General features: G+C 58.7%; 19 protein-coding genes. 9 read left to right on the forward strand and 10 right to left on the reverse strand.

The genetic code is table 11. The features are described from left to right. Positions 1 to 207 precede the first annotated feature (207 nt). Positions 208 to 393: a hypothetical protein gene (locus NW834_RS08695; protein WP_011433765.1), complete on the forward strand. Its 186-nt coding sequence runs from the start codon at positions 208 to 210 to the stop codon at positions 391 to 393. Between the two features lie 4 nt (positions 394 to 397). Here the strand turns inward: NW834_RS08695 and NW834_RS08700 are convergent, their stop codons facing one another. From NW834_RS08700 to NW834_RS08720, 5 genes are all read right to left on the reverse strand, one after another. Beyond that, positions 398 to 919 carry a peroxiredoxin gene (locus NW834_RS08700; protein ID WP_414384012.1) on the reverse strand — a complete coding sequence of 174 codons (522 nt, stop codon included), beginning with the start codon at positions 917 to 919 and terminating at the stop codon, positions 398 to 400. A 179-nt stretch (positions 920 to 1,098) separates the two neighbouring features. After that, entirely contained in the window at positions 1,099 to 1,557 is a 459-nt protein-coding gene (locus NW834_RS08705) for a GNAT family N-acetyltransferase (protein WP_414419474.1), read from the reverse strand. 322 nt (positions 1,558 to 1,879) lie between these two features. Beyond that, positions 1,880 to 2,038 (reverse strand): hypothetical protein, encoded by a 159-nt coding sequence (locus tag NW834_RS08710; RefSeq protein WP_011433768.1) that lies wholly within the window; start codon positions 2,036 to 2,038, stop codon positions 1,880 to 1,882. Positions 2,039 to 2,863: 825 nt separating this feature from the next. Further along, positions 2,864 to 3,619, reverse strand: coding sequence for a precorrin-2 C(20)-methyltransferase (locus NW834_RS08715; protein WP_414406588.1), 756 nt, complete (start codon positions 3,617 to 3,619; stop codon positions 2,864 to 2,866). Between the two features lie 12 nt (positions 3,620 to 3,631). After that, complete coding sequence (locus NW834_RS08720; protein WP_011433770.1) at positions 3,632 to 4,045, reverse strand: STAS domain-containing protein; 414 nt, start codon at positions 4,043 to 4,045, stop codon at positions 3,632 to 3,634. 296 nt (positions 4,046 to 4,341) lie between these two features. Here NW834_RS08720 and NW834_RS08725 point away from each other — a divergent pair, with 296 nt between their 5' ends. Next, positions 4,342 to 9,180 carry a translocation/assembly module TamB domain-containing protein gene (locus NW834_RS08725; RefSeq protein ID WP_414419473.1) on the forward strand — a complete coding sequence of 1,613 codons (4,839 nt, stop codon included), beginning with the start codon at positions 4,342 to 4,344 and terminating at the stop codon, positions 9,178 to 9,180. A gap of 80 nt (positions 9,181 to 9,260) precedes the next feature. Here NW834_RS08725 and NW834_RS08730 read toward each other — a convergent pair whose 3' ends face one another. Further along, the gene (locus tag NW834_RS08730; RefSeq protein ID WP_414330967.1) at positions 9,261 to 9,563 is read right to left on the reverse strand and encodes a Mo-dependent nitrogenase C-terminal domain-containing protein; all 303 of its coding nucleotides are present in this window, start codon (positions 9,561 to 9,563) and stop codon (positions 9,261 to 9,263) included. A 658-nt stretch (positions 9,564 to 10,221) separates the two neighbouring features. Between NW834_RS08730 and bchB the strand changes: the two genes are divergently transcribed. From bchB to coaD, 4 genes are all read left to right on the forward strand, one after another. Further along, on the forward strand, positions 10,222 to 11,754 hold the full coding sequence (bchB, locus tag NW834_RS08735; protein ID WP_414419472.1) for a ferredoxin:protochlorophyllide reductase (ATP-dependent) subunit B: 1,533 nt from the start codon (positions 10,222 to 10,224) through the stop codon (positions 11,752 to 11,754). A 54-nt stretch (positions 11,755 to 11,808) separates the two neighbouring features. Continuing rightward, on the forward strand, positions 11,809 to 12,813 hold the full coding sequence (galE, locus tag NW834_RS08740) for a UDP-glucose 4-epimerase GalE (protein WP_414419471.1): 1,005 nt from the start codon (positions 11,809 to 11,811) through the stop codon (positions 12,811 to 12,813). Between the two features lie 61 nt (positions 12,814 to 12,874). Continuing rightward, entirely contained in the window at positions 12,875 to 13,210 is a 336-nt protein-coding gene (cutA, locus tag NW834_RS08745; RefSeq protein WP_414344501.1) for a divalent-cation tolerance protein CutA, read from the forward strand. 20 nt (positions 13,211 to 13,230) lie between these two features. Then, positions 13,231 to 13,710, forward strand: coding sequence for a pantetheine-phosphate adenylyltransferase (gene coaD / locus NW834_RS08750; RefSeq protein WP_414355759.1), 480 nt, complete (start codon positions 13,231 to 13,233; stop codon positions 13,708 to 13,710). Between the two features lie 29 nt (positions 13,711 to 13,739). Here the strand turns inward: coaD and NW834_RS08755 are convergent, their stop codons facing one another. Next, entirely contained in the window at positions 13,740 to 14,099 is a 360-nt protein-coding gene (locus NW834_RS08755; protein WP_414344503.1) for a pentapeptide repeat-containing protein, read from the reverse strand. 477 nt (positions 14,100 to 14,576) lie between these two features. Here NW834_RS08755 and NW834_RS08760 point away from each other — a divergent pair, with 477 nt between their 5' ends. Continuing rightward, a complete protein-coding gene (locus tag NW834_RS08760; RefSeq protein ID WP_414332294.1) occupies positions 14,577 to 15,689 on the forward strand; it encodes an ATP-dependent 6-phosphofructokinase in 1,113 nt (370 codons plus the stop codon). Here the strand turns inward: NW834_RS08760 and hpxZ are convergent. Both hpxZ and NW834_RS08770 read right to left on the reverse strand, forming a co-directional pair. Further along, positions 15,641 to 16,078, reverse strand: a complete 438-nt coding sequence (hpxZ, locus tag NW834_RS08765) for an oxalurate catabolism protein HpxZ (protein WP_414413292.1) — start codon at positions 16,076 to 16,078, stop codon at positions 15,641 to 15,643. The two genes, NW834_RS08760 and hpxZ, sit on opposite strands and share 49 nt — an antisense overlap. Positions 16,079 to 16,227: 149 nt before the next feature. Beyond that, positions 16,228 to 17,244: an FHA domain-containing protein gene (locus NW834_RS08770; RefSeq protein ID WP_414419470.1), complete on the reverse strand. Its 1,017-nt coding sequence runs from the start codon at positions 17,242 to 17,244 to the stop codon at positions 16,228 to 16,230. A gap of 178 nt (positions 17,245 to 17,422) precedes the next feature. On the opposite strand from NW834_RS08770, the gene NW834_RS08775 reads away from it, so the two are divergent. Together NW834_RS08775 and NW834_RS08780 are read left to right on the forward strand one after the other, a co-directional pair. After that, the gene (locus NW834_RS08775; RefSeq protein ID WP_011433781.1) at positions 17,423 to 17,908 is read left to right on the forward strand and encodes a CGLD27 family protein; all 486 of its coding nucleotides are present in this window, start codon (positions 17,423 to 17,425) and stop codon (positions 17,906 to 17,908) included. A 33-nt stretch (positions 17,909 to 17,941) separates the two neighbouring features. Further along, positions 17,942 to 18,874, forward strand: a complete 933-nt coding sequence (locus NW834_RS08780) for a bifunctional riboflavin kinase/FAD synthetase (RefSeq protein WP_414407538.1) — start codon at positions 17,942 to 17,944, stop codon at positions 18,872 to 18,874. Positions 18,875 to 18,880: 6 nt separating this feature from the next. Here NW834_RS08780 and NW834_RS08785 read toward each other — a convergent pair whose 3' ends face one another. Beyond that, a complete protein-coding gene (locus tag NW834_RS08785; RefSeq protein ID WP_414416933.1) occupies positions 18,881 to 19,339 on the reverse strand; it encodes a molybdenum cofactor biosynthesis protein MoaE in 459 nt (152 codons plus the stop codon). Positions 19,340 to 19,407 lie beyond the last annotated feature (68 nt).

A 19,407-nucleotide genomic window follows, 5' to 3' on the forward strand; every position in this document is an offset into this window, starting at 1 on the left:
GTAGTAATCCGTACTGAACATATTATACATTATTTTCAGTATAGTTGAGCTTATTATTGACTAGAGTCATGCTCTGAAGCGGGGTTGAGTGCCAGGTTGCGCAGCTCTATTATGATTGGCTCTCGGTGGTTCAGAAAGGGATCCCAGCAGGCGACACTCCCCCAGCGGAAGCGATAAGCTAGGAGAGTCAATTAGGTCTCTGAAGCTATGGACGCCGCCGAAATTGCCGCCTTGAAAGAGCGCATCAAGCTAATCCGCGAACGCCGGCCAGCGGTAGCCAAGCTGTTGGAAAAGCCAGACTTGGGCAGCTTGCGCGTGGATGTCAACCAAGCGCTGGAGGAGATCGACGAGTTGCTCCACGAGTTTGAGCAGACTTTTGGCCCGGAAAGCTAGAGGGCTAGTTCCTGATAAGCTGCTGCAACTGGGCCAGAACCTCAGCACTGTGGCGGCTGGGGTTCACGATTGGGTCGATTTCTCGCAAAATCCCCTCCGGGTCGATCAAGAACGTATTGCGCAGGGCAACATCGCCCATCCAGGATCCGTAGGCTCGACTGACCGTGCCGTCGGGATCCGACAGCAAAGGAAACTGTAGCCCCTCTGCCGAGCAAAAGCGCTTGTGGGAGTCCACCGAGTCAGCGCTCACGCCCACAACCTGTGCCCCCATGGCCCGGAACTTGGGCAAATCTTGCTGAAAGCGGCGGGCCTCAATCGTACAGCCGGAAGTGAAGTCGCGGGGGTAAAAATACAACACCACCCACTCCCCCCGAAAATCCGCCAGCCGCCGTATTTGCCCGGCTTGATCTGGCAATGCGAACTCCGGTGCCGGAGAACCTATTGGCGGGAGAGGAGTAGTTCCCCACTGGGCCCAGGCAGGCTGAGTCATCCCAAAGCCCACAAGCAGGCCCACAACCAATCCCATGAAAACCCTGCCCAATTCCCTCACTGCCCCTCCGAGACCTCTCTAGAACCCATCTCTAGTTTACATAACTTTATATGAGTCCAGGAACTCGCCTCACTGCGCAGAAGCAAGCCAGCGGGGTGGGAAGCATCTCCACTCTGCCAGCTCAATGTTGCCGCTTTGCCAATTCCTTTGCCAATTCAAGGTAACCACTTGCAGAGCAAAAGCTGCGGAGGGATCCCCAACCATCGCCAGAGTTGAGCGGTGCGTTCGATGGGGGTATAGCGCAGTTGAGCGTACAGTTGCCGCGCGGGGAGATTGTCTTCCAATACGTGCAGATGCAAACAGCGGTAGCCCCACCCTTTCGCCACCCCTTCAGCACTGAGCAAAAGCAGACGAGCAATTCCTCGCCGCCGCCAGCCGGGCAGCACCGCCAAGTTGGAGAGGTAGGGATACTTCCCGTGGGCTGTGACCCGCAAAGAGATCTCGGCAGTGCCCACCACTTCGGATCCCACCGCAGCTGCCAGACAGCAGTAGTGGGGATCCCTTGCGGCCAGCCTGAGGCGCAACTCTTCGCGAATGCCCAGCTTGCAAATCGGGTAGATCCAGCGTTGCAGACCTGAGGGGGGATGAAAAACCTGGGCTAGAACTTCGGCCAAGGGATCCAGATCATTCGATGTAGCTGGGTAAACTACGGGGGAAGGCAACACAGGTTGAGATAGGGCAACCGCAAGCATTCTCCTTATTTTCCCAAACAACTTGCAAACAACAAAACAATAAGTGGTGACCCCCACGGGAAGCCACCACTGAACCGGTAGAACTTGGCCACAGGGAGGAAAACCACCCCTGCCGACGCGGACTAACCGCATCCAAGACTTAACTAAGACTTATTCAGTTGTCTTAACTTGTAGCTTTCCAATTTTTTCCAATTTCTAGGCCAGCGCCAGTGGCCGCTCCGACACCAGAATCCGACTCTGAGGTTTACGATGAGATCTCCAGATCGCTAAAACGGCAGGCTGAGCCGTTGATGCGATAGATATCATCCGTGATGGGCTGGTAACCCACTTCCACCAGATCGGACTTGGCAGGAGCAAATATGCGGATAATTGCTCTAGCAATCTTTGAGAGAAAGGTAAACATAGCAACCTCCTGAAAGTGAGAGTGAAACTATGAACTGAGAGAACCTCGAATTGCTAAAGCCCGCAGTCCTTGTCCCACTGAGCGCTGGTTCCGACTCGCAGAGCTTGCAGGTTGAGAGCACCTGAACCTGATCACCGATTTTCCCACCCTGACTCGCTCATGAATGGAGACTCAAAATAGCCGGCTGAGCTTGTTGATCTGGCAAAACCACTTTTATTTGAGGATTATTTGAGGAACACCTAGAGCGCTCTCTCACTTTCCCAGTGGCTTGTGCAGCAAGCCCAACTGCTATCTGCCTAACTCCCTTGTTCTGCTTTGAGGAAAACCTGTCGTAGGTACCAGGTGCTCTGCTGAGCGAGACAACCACTTCTCAGGAGAGTCTGCCGAAGCAACGGATCGGAAGCTTGGATCAAAGCGTTGACCGACAGAGAATTTTGGACTTGAATTTTGGATTTGATTCAATCGAGAAGCGGTGCCTCGCATTTGAGATGGGGATGAGATATTATCCTCCTCGCCTGAATCACTACATTCATAATCTAACCTATAGCCGATCTCTCCACCAAGGGCGGCAACCATTCTTAACAGGCTGGATCATTCCTTTAACTTGGTCTTTTCATCTCTTTTTGGTTCAGGTCAATGAGGGATCCCAGCATTCTGGATTCGGATTCCTCAGCCTCTTTCCGTCACAGGACACCTGATTTTTTGGGGAAACAAGCTGGCTCGGCGCGAGCCTTGAGCTAAACAGAAATAAACGCAAAAAAACAACGACCAACCCCTGCTTCGGGCTTAATCGCCGGAAGGAACTCATTCCCTATCCTAGAAAACTCATTCCAGCTGTAGCTCGTTTTCCAGGTTAAGAGAATCTTGATTTCGGGGCCGAGAACGCAGGATCAGCAGGGAAAAGTAGGGGGGCTGGTAGTCGGCCAGTCCTTCCAGGGTGGGGAAGAGGGTTTGCTGAGGCCAGCCGGCCCAGACCACCAAGCTGGCCTGTTGCAGCCAACCTCTTTCGGCCAGCCACTGCCAAACCTGAGGATAGACAGAGGCCACTTTCATGAGGACGACCACCTCAGCCCAGGCGCAAGCCTGCTCCAGTTCCGAGAGGGCGAACAGAGCCGGTAAAATCGCCAATTTCTCGGAGCCGAGCACCAAGGGGGATCCCAGGGCAGCAGCAGCGGCTAAGGGAGAGCACACCCCCGGTATGGCCTGGATGGGCAAGGCGGGGATCCGCTGCCGCAGGGCTTGGGCCACGTAGGCGAAGGTGCTGTAGAGGCCCACGTCTCCCTCACAGATAAAGGCGACATCTTCTCCCCTTTCTAGGAGTGGGGCTAGTTGCTGGGCAGCCACTCGCCAGGCAGCTTGCAGGACTTCCGGCTGGGTGACAAAGGGCAGGCGAAGCGGCAAGAGGGTTTGTTCCGGTCGCAGCCAAGGGCGCACAATCTGATAGGCCAGGCCCGGCTGGCCGGCGGCATTTTGGGGACAGGCCACCCAGTTGACCGTGCTGAGGATGCGGGCTGCTTTGACCGTTATCCAGTCGGGATCCCCTGCTCCAGCACTGATCCCCCAAAAGGTTCCCAGACCCATACTTATTACGTATCAGGCGGTCTCTGTACTGCCCGTACTTCCTTCCTTCAGGCGATCCAAGGCTTCCTGCAAGGAGTTGCGCAAAGATAGGAACTTCTCCAGGCGCACCAGTTTCACCGTTTGGGTAATGCGGGGGTTGCTCACCACCTGAAAGATACCTGCGCGGCCCTGCACCAGCTTGGCCAATTGCACCAGGGCGCCGACGCCAGAGCTGTCGATGAAGTCGATCCCTGTCAAATCCAGGATCAGGTTAGGGGATCCCTCTTCCAGGTATTTGGTGACCACCTTAACAAAGACCGGCTCGGAAAAGGCATCCAGAAGGCCAGTCAGGTGAAAGACCTGGCAGTTTTCCAGCGCCTCGCGGCTGCCGCGCAAGCTGACCGTCAGAGATAGGGGTTCCGGAATGGCTCTTCTCCTTTCAACCATCTCGACAGAAGGGAACACCTGAGAGAGGCCCCAGGGTGGGTTCAATCTCGGGTGTGGAGATAGCTTAGCATCCCCGTTCTCCGCGGGAGACGGTATTTTTCCGCGGGGTCTTCGGGGGAATTACGCCTGGGAGCAGGGATCTCTTCTTTCTGTTCCCTCGTGGCAAGCCAGGAGTCCTTGGGTAGGATGGGGGCAACTGTGCCGGCAAGGTCGGCCCGCAGTGCACGAATGGCTTTTGGGAGCCTGTCAGGTTTTTAAGGGGTAGGCGGTTGGGAGAGGATCACCAAGATCCAAAGATGCAGCAGCAACGATTCAACCTTTCCCCCATCACTCTAGCTGGGGTGGGTTTGGGCTTGACGGCTGCCGCCTTTGGTGCCGCCTGGGGAACAGGGATCTACCTTCAAGATCACGTGCTGCCGCAGGTGGAAGCAACCCTCTCGCAAGCGATGCGCCGGCGCGTGGAATTGGGGGAGGTGAGGTTTCTGGCCCCCTGGCAGGTGAGCTTGGGAGAAAGCCGCGTTGAACATCTGGCCAGTATCGGCTCCATCGACCTCAGCCCTGATTTCTGGACTTGGCTGCAGACGGGTCAGTGGGTGCTGAATGTTACCCTAAACCAGCCGCAACTGCTGCTGATGGAAACGCTGGATCGCGGCTGGGCGGATGTGCAGTTTCAACTGCCCGAAGGGGAGGGATCCCTGCCCTTGCATGGGCTGAACATCCGTTTGCGCCAGGGATCCCTGACGGCCATCCCTTTGGTGGGGGAGCGACGCCAGTTTGATCGGCTGCAGGGCCAGGTGCAGGTGTGGCTGCCCCACAATGCCCCGCCAGGAGAGGAGGATCTTTTCGGGGGGCGGGCCAGTTTCCAGGCGACGGCACGGTTGCTCCCTCGGGAGGGGGAGGGGGGGTACCCCCTGCAGCTCAGGGGGGTGGCGGATTTTGCCCAGGCTTCCGGTTCGGTGACGCTTTCTGCGGCTCGTCTGCCTTTGGATCTCTTGCCCAGTGTGGTGCCGGCGGCCCCTTTTGCGGAGGTGCAGGGGGAAACTGGCTTGGATCTCCAGGTGCTCTGGCGGCGGGATCAACCGCTGGAGTTGACGGGGCAGGCCCAGGTTCAACAGGCTCGGCTGGATCTGGAGAGGTTGCCCCATCCTTTTGAAGAGGTGAAGGGCTCCGTTCGCTTTACCTTGCAGGGGTTGGAGCTGGAGGGGGTGAGCGGTCGCTTTGGTCAGCTTTCCTTTGCCGAGCTAAAAGGCCCGGTGGTCTGGGAGCAAGGACAGGGGTTTGGTTTGCAGGCGGAAGTAGCGCCGGCCCGCCTGCAGCAGATCCAAGAGACGTTTGCCTTTGGCCTGCCGGTGGCGGTGGAGGGGGTGGTAGGGGGATCCGTAGCGGTCACTGGAGCCTTGGATCAGCCGCAGATCCGGGGACAGTTGCGGGGGCTTTCGCCGGGGCAGGTGGATCGCCTGCCGGTGTCGGAGTATGCCTTTGGCTTCCGCTTTGCGGATCAAACCTTGGCCTTGGAAGCAATTGACCTCAAGACCGCAGGGGGTCGCATCCAAGGCTCCGGCCAGCTGCAATGGGCTGCCGGCTTGGCAGGCCAGTTCGATCTTCAAGTCAGCGGAGCCGACGTGGAGCAGGTGCTGGCCCTTTACGGCCTCAACCTGCCCCGCCGGGGCGCTCTTCCTTGGGTGGGGCCGGTTTCCGCTCAAGTGCAGGTGGCGCTGACGGGATCCCAACCTCAGGTAGAGGCCACCTGGGAAAGTCTTGGGGGAGAGATTGCCGGAAGAGGGCAGCTGCAGGTTTTGCCGGAGGGTCGGGACTGGGTGGTGCAGGTGCCGCAGGCGGTGCTGGACGTGGGCGGAGGCCGGGTGGCGGTGGCGGGGCGGTGGGCGGGGGGACAGCTCCAGACGCAGTTGGCTCCTCAGGAGGTGCCGCTGGCCTTTTTCAACCCCCAATGGCCGGGATCCCTCTCTGGCGAGCTGACGGCGCAGCTGGACAGGGCGGCGGCAGCAGAAGTGGGCTTCCTGGGGGCGTTGCGGGCGCAAGGGTCGCTGGCTTTGTTGCAGCCTTTGGGAGCGAGGGGACGGCAGTGGGTTGAGGGCATCCGCGGCCAGGTGACTTGGGAGGGATCCGGACTGCATATCCAGGAGGCGGAGGTGTTGGCAGGTGGCACTCGCCTGGCCAGGGTCGAAGGGCAGATCCCCTTGGATCCCCAGACGCTGCAGGTGGGATCCCTGGATCTGAGCTTTACCACCGACGGGATTACGCTGGCAGAAGTACCCGGCCTGCCGCCGCTGGTGAAAGGAGTGCTGCAGGGATCCGGCCAGATCCGCGGACCTCTGGACACCTTGCAGGTGACTGGCAAGGCGCAGTTGCGGGGCTTGCAGGTGGGAGATGTGGCCTTTGAAGACTTGGCCGGGCCCTTTCAGGGGTCTGTTCAGGGGACGGAAGTGGATCTGCGGGGGAAGCGGGATCGACTGGCGCTGCAGTTGGATCCCCAGTTGCAGCCTTTGCAATTTCAAGTCCGGCGAGGGGAGGCGGAGGCAGTAGGTCAACGACAGCAGGAACAGCTCCAGGTGACGGTGAATCGGCTGCCGCTGGCTTTGCTGGGGGGCTTAGCTGCCGGGCCGTGGGCCAGCCTACAGGGGAACCTCGATGGGGAGGTGGCAGTTGACCTGGCGAGTGGTGCTGCCCAAGGACGGGCTGCGGTAGCGGATCTGCAGTGGGGAGGGATGAAAGTGCAGGGCTTCTCGGTGGATTTTGACTACCAGACTGCGGGCGACTCCGGCTCTCCCCGGCTGACCATTGCTCAAGCCCAACTGGATTTGTTCGAGAGCACCTATACGGCTAGGGGCACCTTAGAGCTGCCTGCAACTCTTCTGCAAGCCGGTTTGGATCCCACCTTGGCGGCTCTCGCTCCCCAAATTGACCTAGAGATCAGCACCCATCAAGGTCGGCTAGAAGATATCATCTCCGCCTTCAAGTGGCGGCAGTGGCGCGACCTCACCACCCGGGGTTTCCAATTGCCCCCCTTGGGCCCTGCCTCGGTGTTGGAGACCGATCCGGTTGGTTTGCCCAACCATCCTCTCCTGGAGCAGCTAGAGTACTATGCCCAGATCCTGGCCGCCCACCTGGAGACTCTGGCCAGCCGCATGGATCCGCTGTTCGCGTCAGCGGTGCGGAGCACTTTCCCGCCGCCCACGAGTCTGCGAGGGGAGTTTCAGGGCAGCTTGAGTATTGCCGGCAACCTTGCCCAGCCCCGTGTCAGCTTTCAACTGGAGGGCCGGAATTGGCAAGCCGAGGAGTTTGGCATCGAAAGCCTTACTGCCAGGGGCAGCCTGGCTGGAGATGCAGTGGTGTTGGAGCCGCTGCGGTTGCGCAGTGGCGAACGTCAAGCCCTTTTTGTGGGCAAGCTGGGCCTAGAGGAACAGTCGGGATCCCTGCAAATCCAAGGATTGCCTCTGGCTTTGCTGGACCGCTTCCTGCCAGAGGAGCTGGAGCTGCAGGGGGATCTCAACCTGGACGTGGAGCTGGCCGGCAACCTGCGGGATCCCCATGCCCGCGGATCCCTGACAGTGGTCAACGCCCAGATCAACCAGGTGCCGCTGCGGGAGGTGGGAGGACAATTTGACTACCAGCGGGGGCAGCTGCGCCTGGACGGCGCCCTGCTGGCCAATGGTGACGAACCCATTCGCCTCTTTGGCCTAGTGCCCTACACCCTGCCCTTTGCCGAGGTGCGGGCCGAATCCGACCAGATCGACCTCACCCTGCAAGCCAAGCATGGCGGTCTGCGCCTGATCAACCTCTTCACCGACCAGGTGCGCTGGGAAGGCGGCCAAAGCCAACTGGAGCTGGCCATCCGCGGCACCTTGCGAGAGCCCAGCCTGCAGGGGAACTTGAGCGTCAACTCGGGGATCCTCAAGCTGGCAGCCCTGCCGGAGCCCATTACCGACCTCACAGGCCAGATCGCCTTTAACCTCAATCAGCTGCAAGTCCAGGAGCTGCGGGGACAGTTGGGGGGTGGATCCCTTTTGGCTGAAGGCTTTTTGCCCGTCAACTCTCGCGGTGCCCTGCAGATGGACGAAACCTCGCCACCCTTAACTCTGCAACTCCAAGGGATCCAGCTCAACCTGCCCAGCCTCTACACTGGCCATCTGGACGGCGAGGTGGCTGTCAGAGGGCTGCTTCTGCAACCTTTGCTCGAGGGGCGGCTGGAGGTTTCTCAAGGGATCGTGGATGTCAGCCCCCGCCGGGCAGAACCTGAGGCCGCAACAGCTGCCGCCGGCTCGACTTCGCCGGATCCCTTCTGGCAGCCGCGGCTCAACGGACTGGAGCTGGTCTTGGGGCCAGGGATCCGCGTGCAGCGTCCCAATCTGTTTGAATTCAATGCTGCCGGCACCTTGCGCCTGTTTGGCACTCCCCAGGATCTGCGCCCAGCGGGCACCATTGCCCTAGAGCGAGGCCGCATCAACCTGCCCCTTGCCAACTTTCGCCTGGATCGCTCCCGCTCCAATACCGCCACTTTTGACCTAGACAACCCCTTCGATCCCTTCCTGAACCTGCGCTTGATGACCCAGGCCATCGAGGTCTATCGCTTTCCCCAAGAGCTCTCCCCCTTTGACACCAACCGCAACCTGCCGGGATCCCAGCAGAGCATCGAGATTTTCGCCACGGTCAACGGGCGGGCCAGCCAGCTGGCTGAGGTGGATCCCCGCAACGGGGTTCTGGCCCTTTCCAGCAGCCCCAGCCGCTCCCCCGAAGAGATCGTCGCCCTCCTGGGAGGCACAGCTCTGGCCCGCCTCAACCCCGAAGCGGGAGTGGCCGGCCTGGCCGGAACTGCCTTGCTCAACGATGTGCTGGACACGCTGCGGGACACCCTGGGCCTAGACGAGGTGCGCATTAGCCCCGTCCCCCAGGTCGATACCCGCGCTGCCAACCGCTCCTCGATAGGGCTAGCGCTGGAGGTGGCCCGCGATCTGGGGCCAGCCACTTCCATCTCGGTGCAGCGCAACCTAACGGATCCCTTTCAGCCCACCCGCTACAGCGCCCGCTACCGCCTCAACGAGCAAACCCTCACCCGCGCCAGCATCGACCTCGAGGGCAACAATGTCATTTCCATCGAGTTTGAGACCCGCTTCTAATGGGATCCGCTCCGGAGTTTGGCAGCAGGCTTTGGATGGCCAGGGATCCCTTGAAAAAAGATTTAGTGGAAAAAGCTGCCTTACAGGTAACGGCTAATGTCTTCTCCTCGCTCCGCCAAAAACGACAAGGCCCGGAAGCGCAGCCCTGCCACCTGGTCGTAGAGGGGGTTGAGCTTACACATGGGCGGAATGTGCATCACCTTATGGCCAAACAGCACCACATCTCGCTCAAAGGGGCAGCGGGCCGGGATCCACCGGCAAAGGAAATGGGCCAAGCGTGGATCGCGGATGCTAAAGTTATCCATAGCCGATTGAATGGGACGCAACGGAGCCTGCAACCAGTCGCGCAGGCGACCCGTGGACTTGAAAAGCACAGAAGTCATGGAACCAGGCAGCTCCTGAGGAGCTTTGCGAGCACGTTGCCAAGAAATCGTTGTGGAACCCATAAGCTTTCACCTCAACCTTTGAAGAAGCAGCAGCCTTTGGTCGGTTACGGCGCATGAAATCGTCAATAATCGACAATTCTTATGCTTTGTGTCGAGTTTGTATTGAGGGAAACATCAGCCATCTCTCTTCCCTCTGTTAGTCTGCCTTCTCCAACGGAAAGCTTGCTTCTGTAAACAAGAATCTCTGCTCAATGTTGTAGAGCTACATGTTTTGTCTCCAAAAGTTAACATGTAACGAAAACTACAAAAACTCCTCTGCTCTTGCCTGCTAGCCGATTCACCTTTCACGATCCCTGAGGTTCCTCAGCTTGAACTTTGGGGCCAGATGGGTATCCATCGCCCCTATTTCTAGGATGGAACAAGCCCTTTGGGCGGAGTAGAGGGATCCCCGTAATCACACTTGCCTTGGCAGGGTTGTTTTTCTTTTGATCGAGTTTGGCTTGGGAGCGTCTCGGTTGGGAGTTACGGAGGATAACAGCCAAGGGATGCCGGCTGCTGAGCGTTCTACAATGCCAGGAGAGATTCCCAGCGGGTGCACATCCGGCGGTGGGTTGGGATCCTTGATTTTGTCTCTGGCTTTCTTGAGAGGCTGCCCATGAAATTGGCCTATTGGATGTACGCTGGCCCTGCCCATATCGGCACGCTGCGGGTGGCCAGCTCTTTCAAAAATGTTCACAGCATCATGCACGCCCCCCTTGGGGACGACTACTTCAACGTGATGCGTTCCATGTTGGAGCGAGAGCGGGATTTTACTCCGGTAACCACCAGCGTCGTTGACCGGCAGGTGTTGGCGCGGGGATCCGACGAAAAGGTGATTCGCAACATCGTCCGCAAAGACGGGGAGGAGCACCCGGATTTGATCGTGGTCACCCCCACCTGCACTTCCAGCATTTTGCAGGAAGATCTGCATCACTTTGTCCGGCAGGCCCAGTTGGCCAGTCGCTGCGATGTGGTGCTGGCAGATGTCAACCACTACCGGGTTAACGAATTGCAGGCAGCGGATCGCACCCTGCAGCAGATTGTGGAGTTCTATATCACCAAAGCTCGCAAAAGCGGGGAGTTAGACGGCCTGCCCCAAAAGACGGAGCGGCCTTCCTGTAACATCCTTGGCATTTCCACCCTAGGGTTTCACAATGCCCATGATCTGCGGGAGCTGAAGGTGCTGCTGCGGGATCTGGGGATCCAGCTCAACCTGGTGATCCCGCAAGGGGCCAGTGTCCACGATCTCAAACACCTGGGGCGGGCTTGGTTTAATGTGGTGCCCTACCGGGAGCTGGGGCCGATGACAGCTCGCTATCTGCAGCAGGAATTCGGCATGCCTTACATTGAGATCACCCCGATGGGGGTGGTGGAAACGGCTCGCTTCATCCGCCAGATCCAGCAGATCCTAAACGAGCAAGGGATCCCTGTCGATTATGAAGCCTACATCCAGGAGCAAACGCTGCACATTTCCCAAGCGGCCTGGTTTTCCCGCTCCATCGACTGCCAAAACCTAACCGGCAAAAAAGCGGTGGTCTTCGGGGATTCCACCCACGCGGCGGCCATCACCAAAATCCTGGCCCGCGAGATGGGGATCCACGTGGTGTGGGCGGGCAGCTATTGCACCTACGATGGAGAGTGGTTCCAGGCAGAGGTGGGGGAATATTGCGATCAGGTCTTGATGACAGAGGATCACACCCGCGTGGCGGATGCGATTGCCCAGGCGGAACCTGCTGCGATTTTCGGCACCCAGATGGAGCGGCATGTGGGCAAACGGCTGCGGATCCCTTGTGGGGTCATCTCGGCCCCCATCCACGTGCAGGATTTCCCTATCGGCTACCGGCCCTTTTTGGGCTACGAGGGCGCCAACCAAATTGTGGACTTGATCTACAACTCCTTTACCCTGGGCATGGAAGATCACCTGTTGGAGATCTTCGGTGGCCACGACACCAAGGAGGTGATTCACAAGAGCCTGAGCGCCGATTCCGACCTCATCTGGACGCGGGAAGCCCAGGCGGAGCTGAACAAGGTGCCCGGCTTTGTGCGCGGCAAGGTTAAACGCAACACCGAAAAATTTGCCCGCGAACGAGGCTTGACCGAGATCAGTGTGGAGGTCATGTACGCCGCCAAAGAAGCTTTTGGAGCTTGAAGGGATCCCGTCGGCAGCCTTTATCCTGGGTGCGATCCCTATCTAAGCTGGCGTATGCGTCTCCTGGTTACCGGCGGGGCGGGCTACATCGGCAGCCACACTTGCAAAGCTCTGGCGGCCTCTGGCCATCTCCCCATTGCTTACGACAACTTGGTTTACGGGCACCCCTGGGCAGTTCGCTGGGGGCCGTTGGAGATTGGGGATCTCGCCGACCGCCAGCGGCTTGATCAAGTCATCCAGCACTATCGCCCGGAAGGGGCGATCCACTTTGCCGCCTATGCCTATGTGGGCGAGTCGGTCAAGGATCCCGGCAAATACTACCGCAACAATGTGGCCGGATCCCTGAGTTTGTTGGAGGCCATGCGGGATCACGGGATCCCTTACATAGTGTTCTCCAGCACCTGTGCCACTTATGGGGTGCCAGAGCGGATTCCCATTCCCGAAAGTCATCCGCAACGTCCCATCAACCCCTACGGCCAGAGCAAGCTAATGGTGGAGCAGATCTTGCAAGATTTCCAGGTTGCCCACGGGATCCGATCCATTAGCCTGCGCTACTTCAATGCCGCCGGAGCCGATCCCGATGGTGAAATTGGGGAGGCCCATGACCCGGAAACCCACTTGATCCCCTTGGTGTTGGAGGTCGCCGGCGGCCAACGTCCCCACATCACGGTTTTTGGAGATGACTACGATACCCCCGATGGCACCTGTATCCGCGACTACATTCACGTCACCGACCTGGCTCAAGCCCACGTGTTGGCGGTAGAAGCGCTGGCCTCTGGCCGACCCGTACCAGCAGCCTACAACCTGGGCAATGGCCAAGGCTTTTCCGTCAAAGAGGTCATTGCCACCGCAGCAGCCGTGACCGGAAAGCGGATCCCGGTGCAAATGGGAGCACGTCGACCTGGGGATCCCCCGCGCTTGGTGGGCGATGCCGGTGCCATCTTTCGGGATCTCAACTGGAAACCTCTCTACACCGACTTGGCCGAGATCATTCAAACTGCCTGGCGCTGGCACCAGAAGCGGCCCTATTTCGGCAAATCTAGGCCCCCGTTGAGCTAGGAGCGTCTAACTTGGCGGGCGATAGGATAGGGAGGAACCGCTTGGTTAACCACTGCCCCGCATGGACGATAAGATCACACCCGATACCCTCGCGGTTGTCATGACCACGGTGGGATCCGAAGCCGAGGCCCATCGCTTGGCTCATACCCTGGTGGCCGAACGTTATGTGGCCTGTGCCCAGGTCTTGCCCGGGATCACGTCCTACTATCGCTGGCAGGGATCCCTGCAGGCCGATGCCGAGTTCCTCATCCTGCTCAAATTGCCCGCAACTGCCTATCCCCGCCTGGAACAACGGCTGCGAGAGCTGCACCCCTACGCTGAGCCCGAGATCCTGGCTCTGGCAGCCACTCAAGTGAGCACAACCTATTTGGCTTGGGCCCGAGACCAGGTAGGGTGAGGAATAGCACGAGGTTGGCCATGATCGCCCTCTACCCCGGCAGCTTTGACCCCATTACCCTTGGACATCTCGATGTTATCGAGCGAGCCAGTCGTCTCTTTTCTAAGGTGATTGTCGCCGTCTTGAAAAACCCCAACAAAACCCCTCTGTTCAGCCCAGAGCAGCGGCAAGCCCAGATTAGCCTGTCCACGGCCCATCTCAAAAATGTTGAAGTTGATACGTTTTCAGGTCTGACGGTGGCCTACGCCCGTCAACGGGGGGCAAAGGTGATCGTGCGCGGCTTGCGAGTTTTGTCGGACTTCGATGTGGAGCTGCAAATGGCCCACACCAACAAGCTGCTGGCTCCCGAACTGGAAACCTTGTTCCTTGCCACCGCCAGCGAGCACAGTTTTGTCAGCAGCAGCCTGGTGAAGGAGGTCGCCAAGCTGGGCGGCCCCATCGATCACCTGGTGCCCGCTCCGGTGATTCGAGATTTGCGGGAGCGCTTTCCCCCGGCCTGAGGGCTCAGGGATCCCCTCTCCTTCCCCAATCAGAACTCAAAGGGCTGCATCCCTGCCGTCACCGGATCAAACCCCACCGGGAAGCAGGTGCTGTGATTGTAGAGGGATCCCCTCAAATTGGCCCCTTCCAAGCAGGCTCCCTCAAGGTCGGCATAGCGCAGGTCGGCACAGCGCAGATCAGCCTTCGCCAGATTGCTGCCCCGCAGGTTGGCGTAGCGCAGGTTAGCCCCATGCAAATCGGATCCCTCGAGATTGGCCCCTCGCAGATCGACCCCCCTCAAGAAGGCATACTCCAAGCAGGACTGGGGAAAATGGCGCTCTCCCCGCTGGTAGCGGCTGAGCAACTCTGAGGCCCCTTGTAGAGCACACTGGGCAATGGTTTGAGTCATGGTACTGCTCCCAAATCAGACTGGATGCCTTATTTCTATCCTCATCCCTATCATCGGGTTGGCCGGGTTTTGATCATCCCTGCTTAACAAATAATTTCAGTTTTTGAGTGGATTGTTGCCCCCAAGTTTTTTTGGAAAGATCTATCCTCAGAGATATAGAAGTCTTTCCTAATCGGCAGCTTGTGCGGCAATGTTTCTTAATTCTTTTTGTGAAGAATACTTAACGGCTGGGCTTGATCGCCAACTCCAAGCCCCACCGGGAGCGCAAGCTGACCTGATCTTGCTGGGCTGTATGGATCCCTCAACTTCTCCTTTTTCAGCAGGCTCTCGGCCAGAGGGTGTTTCTCCAGGGCCGGCTGAACCGGGATAATGATCGACTGGCTCACATCCGTCGCTTGTATCGAGTAGGGATTCTCTGCAATCGATGTAGACCCATATCTCTGTTCAGGATGTTCACCTTTCTTTAACTAGAGCTCTATGCCCAAACGTAAGCGAATCGGGATCCTCACCAGCGGCGGCGATTGTGGCGGCCTCAACGCTGTGATTCGAGCAGTGGTGCGGCGGGCCCGCGACTACGATATGGAAGTTTATGGCATCAAAGATGCGACGGCAGGACTGATGGCTCGACCGGTGGAGGCGGAGCTGCTGGATGTGAAGCGGGTTTCCGGCATTTTGCGCTACGGCGGCACCATCTTGGGCACCGTGAACAAAGGCAACCCCTTCGCCTACCCTATGCCCGATGGCAGCTTGGTGGATCGCTCGGCAGAGGTGATCACCGGCTACCACCGGCTTGGGTTGGATGCGCTGATCGGGGTGGGGGGGGATGGCAGCTTGGCCATTCTCCGGCAACTGGCCCTGCAGGGGGATTGGAACTTTGTCGGGATCCCCAAGACCATCGACAACGATGTCGGTGCCACCGAGTATTCGGTGGGGTTCAACACAGCTCTGAGCGTGGCTGTGGAAGCCCTAGATCAGCTCACCTACACGGCCATCAGCCACAGCCGAGTCATGGTCATGGAGGTGATGGGGCGGGATGCTGGCCACATTGCCATCAGCGCTGGCATTGCCGGGGGGGCGCATGTGATTTTGATCCCGGAAATTCCCTACAAGCTGGAGAATGTCTGCAAAAGAATCCGCGACCGCAAAGAGCGAGGCAATAACTTCAGCATTGTGGTGGTGGCAGAGGCGGTTCGCACCGAGTCGGGGGAGCCGGTGACCCACACCAACAGCCTGGGGCAGTCTCTCTACGGCGGCATCGGCCATTACATCGGCAATGAGATCGCCCTGCGCACCGGCATCGAAACCCGGGTTATGGTTTTGGGCCACCTGCAGCGGGGAGGTACGCCCTCTCCTCTGGATCGCCTGCTGGGAGCAGCCTTTGGGGTGGCTGCTGTGGACTTGATCGCCCAAGGCAAATACGACCGCATGGTGGCCTGGCAAAATCGGCGGGTGGTGGATGTGCCCCTGGCAGAGGCCATCTCCCAGTATCGGCGGGTGGAGGTGGACGGGGCTTTGATCGCCACGGCCATTGGGCTGAATACCTACGTGGGCGAGGTGGATCCGCAGCTTTTGCGCAGCATTTCCCCCTGATCTTCCGGCAAAAACGACACGTGGGCAGAGACAATCTTCCAGCCGATATCGGGGAACCTGTACCACATCTGGCTTTGGCGGCCCAAGCGAGGGATCCCGTTCACCGGACGGCGAAACTCTAAGGTGACCGAGCCGCAATCCGCCCCAAAGGTGACTACCTGCAAACGCAGCATCTCGCGGGCCAAATTCGTGGGAGGACGCCGTTGGCGAAAAGCCTTGATCTCGTCTCCCCCGTAGAGATTTTCCCCCACACCAAAGCGCACCACCTGGGGGCCATCCCAAAACAGGCGGTTCAGGGTGGGCACATCATTGCTCGTCAGGGCAGCTTCGTACTGATGGTAGAGTTCGGTTAGCTCTGCCACCACCTCGGGGCGATTGACCAGAGTCATGGGCCAGGCTCTTGTGCAGTCGAAATGGGCCTTGCCATCTTATCGGCTCAAGGAGCAGCAGGAGGTTCTAAAAGAACAGCGGGATCCCCCACCTTGCTCTGTCAGACAGCAGACAGCGGCAAGACATCTCCGGGTAGTCGGATCCAAGTCTAGGGGCTGAGAACGGCTTGCAAAGACCGCACATCGCAGTAGTACACCTGATGGCGGTGGGCATACCCCTTCAGCTCCACAGCCTGATGGGAGAAGCAGGCGGCTGCCTGCCCCAGCTGTTTGGCCAAGCAGGTATAGGTGTCCTGGCTGATCGCCAGGTCGGCGTTGAGGGTGCGGGTAGCGCTCTCGATGCGAAAGGCCAAATTCACCGTATCTCCCAGAGCCGTATATTCTTGGCGGGTGTTGTTGCCCACCTGGCGCACGATTGCCGAGCCTGTGTTGACCCCTGCCCCCAGACGAATGGGAGAAGGCAGCGGAAACTCACCGTTCAGTTGCTCGGTCATTTGAAACAGCTTCGCTATGGCCTGCAAAACCGACTTCACATCGAGGTGAATTCCCGGCACTTCCGTGCCCAGAGAAGCAGTGTTGGCTTGGGGCACATGGAACCAAACGGCCATAATCGCATCGCCAATGTATTTATCGACAGTGCCCCCGTACTGCTGAATGATATCCCCACCCCGCCGGAACCAATCGCCCATCACCTGGGAAAGCAGGCGCTCGTCCAGTTGTTGAGTCAGTTGTCCGTAACCTCGCACATCCACCACCGCCACCGAGATCAGCCAGCGGGTTTGTAAAACCAGGGTGTCCGAAGGTTTGGCCGCAGGGCTGGGTTCCGAGCTGGCCAGGGATCCGCTGTGGAACTCCAGCTGGGATTGTCCAAGGGTGAGGTGATCCCCATCCTGCAGCAGGGTGGGAATGCTGACGCGGCGATTGTTGACAAACGAGCCGTTGCGGCTGCCCAGATCGATGAGATAGATGCTGTTGTTGTCGAGGTATTGCAGCAGGGCATGTTGGCGGGAAACGCTGGGATCGCTCAAGACGATGGCGTTGTCCTCATCACGGCCTAGGGTCCAAGCGGTCGCTCCCGAGAGAATGTGTTTCCTCTGGCTGCCATCCGGCTCTTTTAAGACTACATAGGGTGCGGCAGTGGCGGCAGATTCGCTCGTGACGCTCATGATGAGATGAATTCTAGACGCGACCACACTTTAATACGATACCCCGCTTGCCTTCGGTTGATGGGGGGTATCCGGGCTCGATTTCTGAGCCGCCTCTGCTGGGAGATGGAGGTCTGAGGATGGGCTTGGCGGGGGGCCGACCCGACCGATATCATTTTGTGTAGATACGTTAAGGCGTATGCTGGATCCCTCCCATCCCATTCCCGCTGAGCAACAGCCGCTCCGGCAATATGCAGAGCTGAGGGAAGCCTTTCCTTTTTCCTGGCCTGCTTTGGGGTGGATCCCTTACTTAAAACGAATCTTTGGGGTTTGGGGAGCTGTTGTGCTGGCGGTTTCCCCGCTGGTTTGGAGCAGCTTTGCCGGAGATTGGGGCCACTTTGTCTCTGGGTCGGTGCTGGGGGCCAATGTCTTGCTCGGCCTGGTGTTGCTCCATCTCTACTTGGGATGGGCTTATGTGCGGCGGCGCTTGGTACAAGCCCAGATTCCCTATGAAGAAAGTGGCTGGTACGATGGGGCGATGTATGCCAAGTCAGAAGAGGAGCTGGCTCAGCATCGGCTGATTGTCAGGTATCAGATTGATCCTGTGTTGCAGCGCCTGCGACGGAGCTTGTGGGGCGTAGTGGGCTTGAGTGGGTTGGTGGCCCTGCTGTGGCCTCTGGGGTAGGCAGTTGGTTGGCTGTTTTTAGGATCCCGGACAGTGCACATCACTTCTGATCTGGCTCAAACCTTGCGACCCACCGCTGTGGCCATCGGGAACTTCGATGGCTTGCATCTGGGCCATCAGAAGGTGCTGCAGCCGATTCGAGATTCTCTTCAGGGGGTACGTACTGTCCTCACCTTTCATCCCCATCCCCAGGAAGTCTTGACGAGGCGGCCTCAGCTGTTGCTCACTCCCCCTGCCGAAAAGCTGGATCTGTTGGCGCAAATGGGCTTTGAGCAGGTGGTACTGCTCCCCTTCACCCCTGCATTTGCCTGCCAGCCCCCCCAAGAGTTCATCCGAACGGTACTTGAACAGGGCCTGCGCGTTCGCCATCTCAGCGTCGGTTGGGATTTTTGCTTTGGTCACCGTCGCTCCGGCAACGCCCAAACGCTCCAGGCTTGGGGATCCGAGCGCTGCATTCCGGTGGAGGTGATCCCGGAGGCGAAACTGAACGGGGAACGGGTGAGCAGCTCTCGCATTCGAGCTGCCTTGGCGACTGGGGAGGTGTCCACCGCCGAAGCGCTCTTGGGTCGTCCTTACCGGCTAACGGGAGAAGTGGTGCAAGGGGATCAGCGGGGCCGACAACTGGGCTTTCCCACCGCCAACCTCCGCTTGCCTCCGGAGAAGTTTTTGCCCCGCGATGGGGTGTACAGCGTTTGGGTGGATGTGCCTGCTGCTGCGGCAGCTCTACCTGGGGTGATGAACATTGGCCATCGGCCCACGTTTGCCGGTTTACAGCACACCGTCGAGGTGCATCTATTGGATTGGACAGGAGATCTCTACGGGCAAGAGGTGCGGGTGGCGCTACGGGGCTTTATCCGCCCAGAGCGGAGATTTCCCACGGTGGCAGATTTGATTCAGCAAATTCAGCAAGATTGCCAAACAGCCCGCCAGCAATTGGGTTTGGCTGAGCAAGTGGGTATGGTGTAGGGGGATCTATGCCGAAGAGAGCTCGCAAGCGCCAAGGCTCACCCAGGCGCTGGTGCCATCTCGCCAGTATTCTTTTTTCCAGATGGGGGCGTTGTGCTTGAGGGTGTCGATGGCAAATTGGCAGGCAGCAAACCCTTCGGCCCGATGAGGGGTGCCCACCGCCACCAAGACGCTGATCTCGCCAATGCGCAGCTTGCCGATGCGGTGGTGGATGACCACACTGTTGGCATCTGGCCAGCGCTGCTGAATTTGTCGGGCAATATCGGCGAAGACCTTCAGAGCCATGGGCTCGTAGGCTTGGTATTCCAGGTAATCGACAGGGCGGCCATTGGTGTTGTCTCGAACAGTGCCGCTCATCACCACCACAGCTCCATTGCCCGGATGGGAGGCCTCTTGGTGGACACGGTCGATGAACAGGGGAGCCAGGGTGATCTGGAAGGAAGTCTTCAGGACGGTCAGGAGCATGACTCTAGTCAATAATAAGCTCAACTATACTGAAAATAATGTATAATATGTTCAGTACGGATTACTAC

This window comes from Synechococcus sp. R60.1 (genome assembly GCF_047461835.1).
Lineage (GTDB): Bacteria > Cyanobacteriota > Cyanobacteriia > Thermostichales > Thermostichaceae > Thermostichus.

What these genes read in the sequence shown, in the direction of transcription:
- NW834_RS08695 (WP_011433765.1), top strand. Translation starts at nt 208, where the DNA reads ATGGACGCCGCCGAAATTGCCGCCTTGAAAGAGCGCATCAAGCTAATC.
- NW834_RS08700 (WP_414384012.1), bottom strand. Translation starts at nt 919, where the DNA reads ATGGGATTGGTTGTGGGCCTGCTTGTGGGCTTTGGGATGACTCAGCCT.
- NW834_RS08710 (WP_011433768.1), bottom strand. Translation starts at nt 2,038, where the DNA reads ATGTTTACCTTTCTCTCAAAGATTGCTAGAGCAATTATCCGCATATTT.
- NW834_RS08715 (WP_414406588.1), bottom strand. Translation starts at nt 3,619, where the DNA reads ATGGGTCTGGGAACCTTTTGGGGGATCAGTGCTGGAGCAGGGGATCCC.
- NW834_RS08720 (WP_011433770.1), bottom strand. Translation starts at nt 4,045, where the DNA reads ATGGTTGAAAGGAGAAGAGCCATTCCGGAACCCCTATCTCTGACGGTC.
- NW834_RS08725 (WP_414419473.1), top strand. Translation starts at nt 4,342, where the DNA reads ATGCAGCAGCAACGATTCAACCTTTCCCCCATCACTCTAGCTGGGGTG.
- NW834_RS08730 (WP_414330967.1), bottom strand. Translation starts at nt 9,563, where the DNA reads ATGACTTCTGTGCTTTTCAAGTCCACGGGTCGCCTGCGCGACTGGTTG.
- bchB (WP_414419472.1), top strand. Translation starts at nt 10,222, where the DNA reads ATGAAATTGGCCTATTGGATGTACGCTGGCCCTGCCCATATCGGCACG.
- galE (WP_414419471.1), top strand. Translation starts at nt 11,809, where the DNA reads ATGCGTCTCCTGGTTACCGGCGGGGCGGGCTACATCGGCAGCCACACT.
- cutA (WP_414344501.1), top strand. Translation starts at nt 12,875, where the DNA reads ATGGACGATAAGATCACACCCGATACCCTCGCGGTTGTCATGACCACG.
- coaD (WP_414355759.1), top strand. Translation starts at nt 13,231, where the DNA reads ATGATCGCCCTCTACCCCGGCAGCTTTGACCCCATTACCCTTGGACAT.
- NW834_RS08755 (WP_414344503.1), bottom strand. Translation starts at nt 14,099, where the DNA reads ATGACTCAAACCATTGCCCAGTGTGCTCTACAAGGGGCCTCAGAGTTG.
- NW834_RS08760 (WP_414332294.1), top strand. Translation starts at nt 14,577, where the DNA reads ATGCCCAAACGTAAGCGAATCGGGATCCTCACCAGCGGCGGCGATTGT.
- hpxZ (WP_414413292.1), bottom strand. Translation starts at nt 16,078, where the DNA reads ATGACTCTGGTCAATCGCCCCGAGGTGGTGGCAGAGCTAACCGAACTC.
- NW834_RS08770 (WP_414419470.1), bottom strand. Translation starts at nt 17,244, where the DNA reads ATGAGCGTCACGAGCGAATCTGCCGCCACTGCCGCACCCTATGTAGTC.
- NW834_RS08775 (WP_011433781.1), top strand. Translation starts at nt 17,423, where the DNA reads ATGCTGGATCCCTCCCATCCCATTCCCGCTGAGCAACAGCCGCTCCGG.
- NW834_RS08785 (WP_414416933.1), bottom strand. Translation starts at nt 19,339, where the DNA reads ATGCTCCTGACCGTCCTGAAGACTTCCTTCCAGATCACCCTGGCTCCC.